Raw genomic sequence first — 11,994 nt, 5'->3', positions numbered from 1 at the left:
GCGTATTGTCTTGGTGAAGCCTTCATGATCGGGCTGGTGATCGTCACCCACGGGGGCCTGGCCTCCGAATTCCTGGCGGCGATGGAGCACGTGGTCGGCCCTCAAAGGGGCGTGGCCGCGATCTGCATCGGCCCCGAAGACGACATGGAGCGGCGTCGCCGCGACATCGTCGACGCGGCCGCCGCCGTGAACGACGGCGACGGCGTGATCCTGCTGACCGACATGTTCGGCGGCACCCCCTCCAACCTGGCGATTTCGGTGATGGAACAGACCCATGCCGAGGTCATCGCCGGCCTGAACCTGCCCATGCTGATCAAGCTGGCCAGCGTGCGCGGGCGCGAGAGCCTGGAGACCTGTGTGGCCCACGCCCAGGATGCAGGACGCAAATACATCTCGGTGGCGTCCTGGGTTCTGGCGGGCGAGAAATGACCGACGCCCCCGTTCAGGGACCGATCCAGGTCACCGTCGGCATCTGCAACCAGCGCGGCCTGCACGCGCGGGCCTCGGCCAAGTTCGTCAAGCTGGCCTCCAGCTTCGAGTCCGAGATCCGCGTCACCCGCGACGGCGTGACCGTGGACGCGCGTTCGATCATGGGCCTGCTGATGCTGGGCGCGGGGATCGGCTGCGGCGTCGACATCGAGGCCGATGGCCCCGACGCCGCCGAGGCCATCGAAGCCCTCAGCGACCTGGTCGCCCGCAAGTTCGACGAGGACCAGTAGGCGTCTAGGGCGTCTCGGTGATCAGCAGGGTGGCGCTGGCCGTCCCTCCGCCGAAGGTGCCGATCCAGACGTCGTAGGTGCCGGTGCGCGGCTTGTCGAACCGCACCTGGGCGTCGCCGTCGCCATAGCTGTCGTCGTCGCAGGACCAGCCGCCGTCCGGTCCGTTGACGATCAGGGTCGTGTCCACCGACGACAGGGTGCGGAACACCAGCGGCAACCGCCCCGCCTCATAGGTCACCTCGAAATCCGGGGCGTCCGCGACATTGCCGACGCAGACCGCCGGCAGGGGCGTGTCCACATAGGCGTCAATCGCGCCCCCGGCGGTCACCGATACGCGATAGGGGTCCGGGGTGAACCCAGCCCTCAGCACGATCTCGCCATAGGTGGCGGTCTTGGCGGGGTCCTGCGCCAGCGCCCCTGAACAGATGGGCGAGACGGCCAAAACGACCGCGCCCGCCAGGATCAGATCTTTCACGACTTCCTCCGCCCGCTACAAGCTTCGCCGAACATCGGTAGGGATGCGGCCAAGCTTGCCGTGCGTCAAGACGCCGCAAGCAGAACACGAAAAAGTCATGATCGAGCCACAATCCGCCCGATCAAAGGACCAAGACCCAGCGCCCGGTCAGACGTCGACGGCGGCGTCCAGGGCGTTGTCCTGGATGAACTCGCGGCGGGGTTCCACCACATCCCCCATCAGCTTGGCGAACAGGTCGTCGGCGTCGTCGCCATGCTCGACCTTGACCTGCAGCAGGGTGCGGGCGTTGACGTCCAGCGTCGTCTCCCACAGCTGCTCGGGGTTCATCTCGCCCAGGCCCTTGTAGCGCTGGATGGCCATGCCCTTCTTGCCGGCGTCCAGCACGGCGTTCAGCAGGTCCAGGGGTCCGCGGATCGTCGTCGACTTGTCTTTGCGGCGATAGACGCCCGGCTGGTCGAACAGGCCCTCGAAGACAGCGGCGCGTTCGGCCAGACGACGGGCGTCCAGCGAGCGGCCCAGTTGTTCGTCCAGAACAATGGTTTCGCTGACGGCGCGACGGATGCGGCTGAACACCACCCCGCCCTGCTCGGCGCGATCGCCGGACCAGGGGCCGTCGCCTTCCTCGGCATAGAGGTTCAGGCGGTCGGCCGCAGCGGCGGCGCGCGCCTCCAGTTCGCCGCTCTCGGTGAACAGGCCGGCGAGGGCGCTTTGCTCGATGGCGAAGGCCGGGGCGCGAGCGGCCAGACGATCGACCAGGGCCTTGAAGGCCTTGGCCTCACGCACCAGGGCCTGCAGGTCCAGACCCATGCGGCGCTCGCCGTTGAACAGGTCCAGCTCGGCGTCGGCGCAGCCTTCCTCGATCAGGTAGGCGTCCATCTCCGCCTGATCCTTGACGTAGCGATGCTGCTTGCCCTTCGACACCTTATAGAGCGGCGGCTGGGCGATGTAGACGTGGCCGCGTTCGATCAGCTCCGGCATCTGACGATAGAAGAAGGTCAGCAGCAGGGTGCGGATGTGGGCGCCGTCGACGTCGGCGTCGGCCATCAGGATGATCTTGTGATAGCGCAGCTTGTCGGCGTTGAAATCGTCGCGGCCGATGCCGGTGCCCAGAGCCAGGATCAGGGTGCCGATCAGTTCCGACGACAGCATCCGGTCAAAGCGCGCGCGTTCGACGTTCAGGATCTTGCCGCGCAGGGGCAGGACGGCCTGGTTCTCGCGGTTGCGCGCCTGCTTGGCCGAGCCGCCGGCGGAATCGCCCTCGACGATGAAGAGTTCGGACTTGGCCGGATCGCGTTCCTGACAGTCGGCCAGCTTGCCGGGCAGGCTCGAGATCTCCAGCGCCGACTTGCGGCGGGTCAGGTCGCGCGCCTTGCGGGCGGCTTCACGCGCCGAGGCGGCTTCGATGATCTTGGACACGATCAGCTTGGCTTCGACCGGGTGTTCCTCGAACCATTGCGACAGCCCCTCGGAGCAGAGGTTCTCCACCGCCGGACGCACCTCGGACGAGACCAGCTTGTCCTTGGTTTGCGAGCTGAACTTGGGGTCCGGCACCTTGACCGACAGGACGCAGGTCAGGCCTTCGCGGGCGTCCTCGCCGGTCGGCGCGACCTTCTCCTTCTTGGCCAGGCCCGAGCTCTCGATATAGCTGCCCATGACGCGGGTCAGGCTGGCGCGGAAGGCCGACAGGTGGGTGCCCCCATCCCGCTGCGGGATGTTGTTGGTGAAGCACAGCATGGTCTCGTGGTAGCTGTCGTTCCACCACAGGGCCAGATCCAGCTCGATGCCGTCCTTCTGGCCGCGAATGACGATGACGTCCTTGAGGATCGGGGTCTTGGACTTGTCGAGGTGGCGCACGAAAGCTTCGACGCCGCCCTCATAGTGCAGCATGATCTCGACCGGCTCGGCGCCGCGATGGTCCGCCAGCTGGATGACCACGCCCGAGTTCAGGAAGGCCAGCTCGCGCAGGCGGTGCTCCAGCGTCTTCAGGTCGAAGTCGATGTGGCTGAAGGTCGTGACCGACGGATAGAAGGTGACCTCGGTGCCGGTCAGCAGACGGCCCTTGTCCTCGCGCATGGGCGCGTCGCCGATGACCGCCAGCGCACGCACCGTCTCGCCGCGCTCGAAGCGGACGCTGTGCTTCTTGCCCTCGCGATAGATGACCAGCTCCAGCCAGTCGGACAGGGCGTTGACCACGGACACGCCCACGCCGTGCAGACCGCCGGACACCTTGTAGGAGTTCTGGTCGAACTTACCGCCGGCGTGCAGCTGGGTCATGATGACCTCGGCGGCGGACACGCCTTCCTCGGCGTGGATGGCGGTGGGGATGCCCCGCCCGTTGTCGGTCACGGTGACCGAGCCGTCCTCGTTCAGGGTGACCGTCACCAGATCGGCGTGACCGGCCAGGGCCTCGTCGATGGCGTTGTCCACCACCTCATAGACCATGTGGTGCAGGCCAGAGCCGTCGTCGGTGTCGCCGATATACATGCCGGGGCGCTTGCGCACCGCGTCCAGGCCTTTGAGAACCTTGATGGAATCAGCGCCGTATTCCGGCGAGGCGTCAGTCTGGTCGGTCATGAAAACGTCGGCTCAGGGTCCGCGGACGGACAGGGAAAAGACGGCCGCTCAGCCGTCCGCGTCAGGTCGCAAATCACCACGCCCCGACACCGCCAACATATAGGAAATTCGACGGGAAAAGCGAGCCTTTAGGGTCAGACGGACAGGCCGCCGCCCTCCACCGTCACGAAATGCGCCCGGCCCTCCAGGGCGGCGAACAGGCTGCGCTCGGTGCCGGTCATGAAGGCCTGCAATCCCAGGGCTTCGATCTCGTCGAACAGGGCGGCGCGGCGCGCCTCGTCCAGATGAGCCGGAGCCTCGTCCAGCAGCAAGACGGGCTGGGCGCGCTGCCCAGCAAGACGCCCGACCTGGGCCAGGATCAGGTTCAGCACCAGAGCCTTCTGCTCGCCCGAGGACCCCTCGGCGGCGGGCCGGTTCTTTTCGCGGTGGATGGCGGTCAGGTCCGAACGATGCGGTCCGAACAGCGACCGTCCGGCCGCCGCATCGCGCCCCCGCGCCCGAACGAAGCCTTCGCCCAGCATTCCCACGACATCGGCCTCGTCCGCCCCCGCCGCCGCCATTTCCTCGGCCGGGCCGGTCAGACCCAGATCGGCCTGGGGGAAGGGCCGATCGTCGCGCGCGTCGATGCCCGCCTGAAGCGCGACCAGCGCCCGCGTCCGCGCCAGGGCGGCCCGCGCCCCGGCTTCGGACAGCCGGGCCTCCAGCGCATCCAGCCACAGGGGATCGGCAGGGCGACCTTCCGCCCCGTCGGTCAGCAGCCGCAACCGCTCGCGCAGGGCCTTTTCATAGGTCGAGACGGTCGCCGCATGGTCGGGATCGGCCGCAAACACCAGCCGGTCGAAAAACCGCAAGCGCCCCGCCCGCGCGTCGGAAAACAGCCGGTCCTGCTCAGGCGTGGCCCAGACCGGGCGCAGATGGTCCAGCAGCCGTCCCGGCGGGGCCGTCTCGCCGTCGATGCGGACGATGCGCCTGGCCGCCCCCGGCGTCTGCACCCCCGTGCCCAGACGCACCTCTTCGCCCGCCTCATCCAGGGTGACCATGACCGCCCAGGCTCGCCCCACGGCCTCGCCCGGCTCGCGCCGCCCCATCTCCTGCGCCGTCGCTCCGCGTAAGCCCTTGCCCGGGGTCAGCAGGCTGATCGCCTCCAGCAGATTGGTCTTGCCCGCCCCGTTCGGCCCATGCAGCACCACAGCCCCGCCGGAAACCGGCAGGCTGGCGCCCGCATAGGAACGGAAATCGGTGAGGGCGAGGGAGCGGATCACGCCCCCTCCTTAGGGTATGACGCGCAGAATCACACCCGCAGCGGCATCAGCACGTACTGCACGCCCACGTCGGCCGGGTCGAGCACCAGGGTCGGGCTGGCCGGGTCGGCGAATTTGAAGTGGGCGGTCTCGCCGGTGATCTGGCCGGCGACGTCCAGCAGGTAGCGGGCGTTGAAGCCGATCTCGAAGGGCTCTTCGGAATAGCCGATCTCGACCTCTTCCTCGGCCTGACCGGCTTCCATGTTGCGGACGGTCAGCTTCACCCGGTCGTTGTCGAAGGCCAGCTTCACCGAGCGGCTCTTCTCGGCCGAGATGGTGGCCACGCGGTCGACGGCCTTGGAGAAGAGGGCGTTGTCGATGTCGGCCTGCTTGTCATTGCCCTTGGGGATGACGCGCAGATAGTCGGGGAAGGCGCCGTCGATGACCTTGGAGGTCAGGCTGGCCTGGCCGAACTCGAAGCGGATCTTCTGGACCGAGACCTGGACCTCGACCGGACCGTTTCCGTCGTCCAGCAGACGACGGACCTGATCGACGGTCTTGCGGGGCACGATGACGCCGGGGCCGCCCGCCGCGCCTTCCGGCGCCGGGGTCTCGGCCAGGGCCAGGCGGTGACCGTCGGTGGCCACGGCGCGCAGCAGCGGAATGCCGCCCTCGGCCACCGTGTGCAGGTAGAGGCCGTTCAGATAATAGCGCGTCTCTTCGGTCGAGACGGCGAAGCGGGTCTTGTCGATCAGGCGCGCCAGATCTTCCTTGGGCAGGCTGTAGCGCGCGCCCGAGGTTTCCGTCGACATGACCGGGAAGTCGCCCGCCGGCAGCACCGGCAGGTTGAAGCGCGAACGCCCGGCCGAGATCACCAGGCGCGGATCGTCGCCCGAATAGGTCAGCGAGACCTCGGCGCCGTCCGGCAGCTTCTTGACGATCTCATACAGGGTGTGGGCCGGGGCCGTGATCTGGCCCTCGACGTTCACCTGGGCCTCGGCCTCGTCGACCATCTCCATGTCGAGGTCGGTGGCGGCGAAGGACAGGCGGTCGCGCCCGGCGCTCAGCAGCACGTTCGACAGGATCGGAATGGTGTTGCGGCGCTCGACCACGCTCTGAACGTGCCCGAGGGCTTTCAGGAGCGCGGAACGTTCGATGGTCAGCTGCATGTGGTCTCGCCCGGGCCGCGACGCCGTCAGCAGCGTCGCCGTAAGGATGGGCTGGAACACTAGCGCATTGAGCGGCGGGGGCAACGGGGGGCCGACATCCTCAGACGTCTGCCCCCGCTATCCACAGGCGCGCCGTGGACGAAACGCCTGGCCGCGCAGTTTGCGCGCCGCTCCCTTCCTAGCCGCGCAGCTTGCGCGTCAGGGCCTCCACGTCGCGGGCGATCTGGTCTTCCTTGGGCATCAGCTCCTCGATCTTGCGCACGCCGTGCAGGACGGTCGTGTGATCGCGTCCGCCGAAGCGACGGCCGATGTCGGGATAGGAGCGGGTGGTGTGCTGCTTGCACAGATACATGGCGATCTGGCGCGGGCGGGCTATGGCGCGGGTGCGGCGCTCGCTCAGCAGATCGGCCTGCTTCAGGTTGAAGTGGTCGGCGACCGTCTTCTGGATCTCGTCCACCGTGATGCGGCGCTCGGGGCCGCCGCGCAGGGCGACGCCCAGCAGGCTCTGCGCCTCATCGACCGTCAGGGTCGACAGGCGGGCGCCGGCGACGGCGGCCAGGGTGTTCACCGCGCCTTCCAGCTCGCGCATCGAGCCGGGGGTGCGGTCCACCAGGTGTTCCAGAACATCAGCGCGCGCCTCGCCCGAGACGACGCCCAGCCTGGCCAGGGCGTTCAGACGCGACTGGGCCACAGCGACCTTCAGACTGCGGTCGGCGGCTTCGACCGGGCAGGTCAGGCCGGCGGCCAGATGGCTGCGCAGGCGCGGCTCGACATCGGTCAGGGCGGTCGGGGCGCGGTCAGCCGACAGGACGATGCGTTTGCCGTCCTCGATCAGCGAGGTCAGGGTGTTGAGCAGTTCTTCCTGGGTCGAGGTCTTGCCGCCGACGAACTGGACGTCGTCCAGCAGCAGCATGTCGGCCGAACGCAGGCTCTCCTTGAAGGCCGCGGTCGAGCGGTCCTGCATGGCCCGCACGAAGGTCGACAGGAAACGCTCGGCGGTCAGATAGACCACCTTGGCGTCGGGGCGCAGGCGCTGCGCCTCCCAGGCGATGGCGTTCAGCAGGTGGGTCTTGCCGTAGCCGTAGGGGCCGCAGAAGAAGACCGGGTTGAAATGGCCGTCGGCCCAGCTGGCGACCTGCTTGGCGATGGCTAGGGCGAAGGCGTTGCCCTGGCCCTCGACGAAGCTGTCGAAGGTCAGGCGCTCCTGCAGGCCGGCGGCGCGCACGGCGCGGGCGCCGTCGGTCGAGGGGGCGAAGGCGGACGCGGCCGGCGCCATGACGGAGGCGGGGGCGACCACGCCGCCGACCGAGGCCAGGCGCGGCGCCTCGCCGGCCGGGAAGGCGGTGGCCGGGGCGGGCGAGCCCACCTCGGCGCGGCAGCGCACGTCCAGTCGGCGCGACAGGCCGTCCAGGCCCAGCCACAGCTCGTTCATGCGACGCAGGGCGTTCTTGCGCACCCAGTCCCGCGCATAGGCGGTGGGCGTCACCAGGATCAGATTGCCGTTCGCATCCAGACGCACGGCCGAGGGCGCGATATAGCTGCTGAAGGGCCCGTCGCCGATCTCGGTCTTCAGGCGGCCCGCCGCCTCGTTCCAGATACGGTCAGGATCCGTCATGCCCGTCATTAGTGCGCCCCCGATCATTCTCAGACACCCGCCAGAATAGTTAGTCCACCGAACGAACGCCCTTCGAACACGCCGATCCGGGACGACTTCTCCTGCCCCGCGAAGCCAGGCTTCGCGAGTGGGGTCGTACTCACAGACAGACATCTCCCGCCGAGGGAAACCTTTGATTTCCCTCGCCTTCAATCCAGACTGGATGGAAGTGCGTTACCCCTCGAACTTACGCGCCGCGCGGCGGAGATCAACGCTGATTCGAGTCGAGATTCGCACTTAAATTGTTTGACTCCGGCAAACCTCGGCGGCGCTTGAGAAAATGGCGATTTCGCCCCATTTCCGAGCCCCGGATTCCCTCGTGCACTTAGCACCAGACAGCAAGACGGCGAGGGAGCTTGCGCGCCCTCGCCGTTGAAATCGCTAGATTTTCTTGCGACAACCCCGTTACGGGTCATCCGGACGCGTTAGATGACGTCGTTTGACAAAGGCGTGAAAGCCCGTCCCGACGCCGCCTAAATCAGGCGGCCGACAGCTTCTTCAGCTGGGCGGCCAGGCGCGAAACCTTGCGCGAGCCGGTGTTCTTGTGAACCACGCCCTTCGACACGGCGCGCATCAGTTCCGACTGAGCCGTGATGAAGGCGCTCTTGGCGGCTTCGACGTCTCCGCCCGTCAGGGCTTCCTGGAACTTGCGCAGGTAGGTGCGAACGCGGGTGCGGCGGGCCTTGTTCACTTCGGTCCGCGCTTCGATCTTGCGGATCGCCTTGCGGGCGCCTGCATTGTTGGCCATCGGGTAAAAACCTTCGAACGAAAACGCCGCGAACCCACGTCCACGGCGAGGAAATCTCAAGAGCGGGCGGCTATAGCGGAAAGGCTCCGGCCGGTCAACGCGACACGGCCGGAATTGAATCAGGGCCTGGGTTTCAGCGCCCCGTGAAGGCGGGTTTGCGCTTCTCGACGAAGGCCGACATCCCCTCCTTCTGGTCCTCGAAGGCGAACAGGGAGTGAAACAGGCGGCGCTCGAACACCACCCCTTGTGTCAGGGTCGTCTCGAAGGCGGCGTTGACCAGCTCCTTGTTGGCCATGACCGCCAGGATCGACTGGCCGGCGATCTTGGCCGCCGCGGCCCGCGCCTCGTCCAGCAGGGCGTCGGACGCCACCACCCGCGACACCAGACCCGCGCGCTCGGCCTCGGCCGCGTCCATCATCCGCCCGGTCAGACACATGTCCATCGCCTTCGACTTGCCCACGGCGCGGGTCAGGCGCTGCGAACCGCCGATGCCAGGCGCCACGCCCAGGTTGATCTCGGGCTGGCCGAACTTCGCCGTCTCCGAGGCGATGATGAAGTCGCACAGCATGGCCAGCTCGCAGCCGCCGCCCAGGGCATAGCCCGACACCGCCGCGATGATCGGCTTCCTGAACCCAGCCACCCGGTCGTGGGCGCGGGCGAAGAAGTTGCCGCGATACATGTCGGCATAGGCCTGATCCGCCATCTCCTTGATGTCGGCGCCGGCCGCGAAGGCCTTGACCGACCCGGTCAGGACCACGCAACGCACGCCGTCGTCGTCGGCCACGCTCTCCAGAAAGTCGCCCAGCTCGCCCGTCAGGGTGGTGTTCAGCGCGTTCAGCGCCTCGGGCCGGTTCAGGGTCACGACCGCATAGCCGTCGGCGTGACGTTCGATCAGCAGGGTGGAATAGGCGTCGGCCATCAGGCGCTCCTCACTATATCTGTTCGGAGGAGGTCTAGCGCCTCAGCCCTCCCACTGGAACACCTCGCCGATCTCGACGCCGAAGACCTGGGCGATGCGGAAGGCGGCCTCCAGGCTGGGCGAATACTTGCCCTGCTCCATGGCCACGATGGTCTGGCGGGTCATGCCGATGCGCGCGGCCAGATCGGCCTGGGTCATCTCCTCGGCGTGGAAGCGCAGTTCGCGGATGCGGTTCCTTATAGGAGGGGGGGCCTTGCCCATCACCGCCCCCGCTTCAGCAGGGCCAGGGACAGGGCCCAGCGCGCCAGCTCCGACGCCATGATGCAGCCCAGCACCGCATTGGCCGCCAGCACCAGACCATTGCCGGGGATCATCCACCGCGCCAGCCGCTCGGGATGGGCGGCGCCCCAGAAGCCGATCCCGTAGGCGACCGCCGCGACCGTCACCAGCAGGCCGATCAGCAGCATCAGCGAGACATGGCTGGCCTGCAGCGTCGCCAGACCCTCGCGCTCGTCGCGCGCCCGGCGCTCGGCCCTGGACGTGGTCAGGCGGGCCAGCGCCGTCAGCCCCATCTCCAGCACCACCACCGCGATCAGGCCGAGGACGAACAACCCGCCCATGTCAGCCGCGAAATCGGCCTGCCTCAATCCCCCGGCCAGCACCCGCTCTGTAAACTTCCAGCCATAGGCGCCCCAGACCGCCAGCCCGGCGATGATGGCCACCCACAGATGCTTTTCGCGAAACGTCATCACACGCTCCTATTCGAGGCCGACTGTCAGCCGACCCGGCGCAGCAGGGTGATCTGGGTGGCGTGACGCACCACCTCGGACAGGGCGAGGGCGAGGATCACGCCATTGGCCGCTAGCAGCATGGCCGCCGCCAGGGGCTCCGTACCCAGCAGATCGGGATGCTTGCGCGCATAGACATAGGCGAAGGCCGCCAGCCCGCCGAGCACCGCGCTCAGGGTCAGGAACGCCGCCTGACTGGCTCGCAAGGCTACGCCCTGCTCGCGTTCATCGACCACCGACCGCTCCGCCTTCGACGTGCTGACCGCCGCCAGAATGGAAAAGCCCACATGGGCCGCCACGCTGAAGCCGATGCAGACCCCCATGGTCCACAGCACCAGATCCTGGGTCAGCAGGCCGTCGGCCGCCCTCAGCCCCAGCCGCACGAAATAGAAGCTCCACACCGCCGACGTGGTCAGCAGCACGCCCCACGACAGTTTTTCCCTGAACGACATTGCGCCCTCTCCTTGATCCCAAGCGATGAGGCGATGTCGCACGCCGCAGACATCATGTCTATTATTTTTTACATCAGGTCGGATTTTCCCGACACATCACCGCTTCTGGCAGACCGGACAGAAGAAGGTCGAGCGCCCGCCTTGCACCACGCGCGCCACCACGCCGGAACAGCCCTCGGTCCGGCACGGCGCGTTCTCGCGGCCATAGACGTCGAAGCGATGCTGGAAATAGCCCTGCCCGCCCTCGACATTGGCGAAGTCCTTCAGCGTCGAGCCGCCGGCCGTGATGGCGTCGGCCAGCACCTGACGCACCTCGGTCGCCAGCCGCTCCAGCCGGGGTCGGCTGACCTTGCCCGCCGGGGTCAGCGGCGAGATACGGGCCCGGTAGAGGGCTTCGCACACGTAGATGTTGCCCAGCCCCGCCACGATCCTCTGGTCCAGCAGGCTGACCTTGATGTTCTGCGCCTTGCCTGAGAACGCTTCAGCCAGATGGGCGGCGGAGAAGCCGTTGCCCAGCGGCTCCGGCCCCAGACCGGCGAACCAGGCATGGCCCGTCACACTCTCGCTCGGGATCAGCCCCATGAAGCCGAACCGCCGCGCATCGGCGTAGCCCAGCCGGGTCAGCCCCCCGGCCCGCTCGGCCGTCAGGCTCATATGTTCGTGCTTGCCCGCCACCGGCGCATCGGTCTCGAACACGCCCGGCGCCACGCCCTCCAGGGTGAAGCGCCCCGTCATGCCCAGATGGGTCACCCAGGTCTCGCCGGTCGACAGCGGGAACAACAGATACTTGGCGCGCCGATCCAGCCGCAGCACCGTCGCGCCGTCCAGTCGCTCGACGAAGCGCTCGGGGAAGGGAAAGCGCAGATCCGGCCGGTTCTGACGCGTCATCGTCAGCCGCGCCCCCTCCAGCACCGGCTCCAGGCCACGCCGCACGGTTTCGACTTCGGGCAATTCAGGCATGGCGGAAGCCTAATCCTTCTGCCCCAAACCGAGAAGCCACGCCTTCCTCGTCCCTTCTCCCCTTGCGGGAGAAGGTGGCCCGGCAGGGCCGGATGAGGGGTTGCGCGACGGCGGCCAAGGCTCTCGATTCAACGCGTGGAGAGACCCCTCATCCGTCAGCCTTTGGCTGCCACCTTCTCCCACAAGGGGAGAAGGGAAACGCGCGGGCTTTCACATCCCGCAGCGCCAATCCCTGAAAATCAGCGGCGTTGACCGGCGCCGGCCCCAATCAACGCGCCGCACCCTCAACCCGTGT

Annotated in this window: 13 protein-coding genes; 2 read left to right on the top strand and 11 right to left on the bottom strand. The window is 67.7% G+C overall.

What is annotated here, in order from left to right; translation table 11 throughout:
- The first annotated feature begins 24 nt into the window (after nucleotides 1-24).
- Nucleotides 25-429 (top strand): PTS sugar transporter subunit IIA, encoded by a 405-nt coding sequence (locus tag B4A39_RS07655; RefSeq protein WP_292035039.1) that lies wholly within the window; start codon nucleotides 25-27, stop codon nucleotides 427-429.
- On the top strand, nucleotides 426-719 hold the full coding sequence (locus B4A39_RS07650) for an HPr family phosphocarrier protein (protein WP_292035038.1): 294 nt from the start codon (nucleotides 426-428) through the stop codon (nucleotides 717-719). The genes B4A39_RS07655 and B4A39_RS07650 overlap by 4 nt, the downstream gene beginning before the upstream one ends.
- Nucleotides 720-723: 4 nt before the next feature.
- Here B4A39_RS07650 and B4A39_RS07645 read toward each other — a convergent pair whose 3' ends face one another.
- From B4A39_RS07645 to mutM, 11 genes are all read right to left on the bottom strand, one after another.
- A complete protein-coding gene (locus B4A39_RS07645) occupies nucleotides 724-1,194 on the bottom strand; it encodes a peptidase S1 (RefSeq protein ID WP_292035037.1) in 471 nt (156 codons plus the stop codon).
- A 147-nt stretch (nucleotides 1,195-1,341) separates the two neighbouring features.
- Complete coding sequence (gene gyrB / locus B4A39_RS07640; RefSeq protein ID WP_292035030.1) at nucleotides 1,342-3,768, bottom strand: DNA topoisomerase (ATP-hydrolyzing) subunit B; 2,427 nt, start codon at nucleotides 3,766-3,768, stop codon at nucleotides 1,342-1,344.
- A gap of 134 nt (nucleotides 3,769-3,902) precedes the next feature.
- A complete protein-coding gene (gene recF / locus B4A39_RS07635; RefSeq protein ID WP_292035028.1) occupies nucleotides 3,903-5,030 on the bottom strand; it encodes a DNA replication/repair protein RecF in 1,128 nt (375 codons plus the stop codon).
- A gap of 29 nt (nucleotides 5,031-5,059) precedes the next feature.
- Nucleotides 5,060-6,178: a DNA polymerase III subunit beta gene (dnaN, locus tag B4A39_RS07630; RefSeq protein WP_292035025.1), complete on the bottom strand. Its 1,119-nt coding sequence runs from the start codon at nucleotides 6,176-6,178 to the stop codon at nucleotides 5,060-5,062.
- 178 nt (nucleotides 6,179-6,356) lie between these two features.
- Nucleotides 6,357-7,793, bottom strand: a complete 1,437-nt coding sequence (gene dnaA, locus B4A39_RS07625) for a chromosomal replication initiator protein DnaA (RefSeq protein ID WP_409449573.1) — start codon at nucleotides 7,791-7,793, stop codon at nucleotides 6,357-6,359.
- Between the two features lie 517 nt (nucleotides 7,794-8,310).
- A complete protein-coding gene (gene rpsT / locus B4A39_RS07620; protein ID WP_105562740.1) occupies nucleotides 8,311-8,580 on the bottom strand; it encodes a 30S ribosomal protein S20 in 270 nt (89 codons plus the stop codon).
- A 133-nt stretch (nucleotides 8,581-8,713) separates the two neighbouring features.
- Nucleotides 8,714-9,499 carry an enoyl-CoA hydratase gene (locus B4A39_RS07615; RefSeq protein WP_292035020.1) on the bottom strand — a complete coding sequence of 262 codons (786 nt, stop codon included), beginning with the start codon at nucleotides 9,497-9,499 and terminating at the stop codon, nucleotides 8,714-8,716.
- 42 nt (nucleotides 9,500-9,541) lie between these two features.
- Nucleotides 9,542-9,760, bottom strand: a complete 219-nt coding sequence (locus tag B4A39_RS07610) for a helix-turn-helix transcriptional regulator (protein WP_292035017.1) — start codon at nucleotides 9,758-9,760, stop codon at nucleotides 9,542-9,544.
- Complete coding sequence (locus tag B4A39_RS07605) at nucleotides 9,760-10,248, bottom strand: hypothetical protein (RefSeq protein ID WP_292035015.1); 489 nt, start codon at nucleotides 10,246-10,248, stop codon at nucleotides 9,760-9,762. The genes B4A39_RS07610 and B4A39_RS07605 overlap by 1 nt, the downstream gene beginning before the upstream one ends.
- A gap of 26 nt (nucleotides 10,249-10,274) precedes the next feature.
- Nucleotides 10,275-10,739 carry a hypothetical protein gene (locus B4A39_RS07600; RefSeq protein ID WP_292035012.1) on the bottom strand — a complete coding sequence of 155 codons (465 nt, stop codon included), beginning with the start codon at nucleotides 10,737-10,739 and terminating at the stop codon, nucleotides 10,275-10,277.
- Between the two features lie 96 nt (nucleotides 10,740-10,835).
- Complete coding sequence (gene mutM, locus B4A39_RS07595) at nucleotides 10,836-11,699, bottom strand: bifunctional DNA-formamidopyrimidine glycosylase/DNA-(apurinic or apyrimidinic site) lyase (RefSeq protein WP_292035009.1); 864 nt, start codon at nucleotides 11,697-11,699, stop codon at nucleotides 10,836-10,838.
- Nucleotides 11,700-11,994 lie beyond the last annotated feature (295 nt).

It is taken from the genome of Brevundimonas sp. UBA4553, assembly GCF_002387245.1.
In the GTDB taxonomy this organism is placed as follows: Bacteria; Pseudomonadota; Alphaproteobacteria; order Caulobacterales; family Caulobacteraceae; genus Brevundimonas.
Note: the sequence above shows the minus strand (reverse complement) of the source record. Positions and strands in the feature narration are given on the sequence as shown.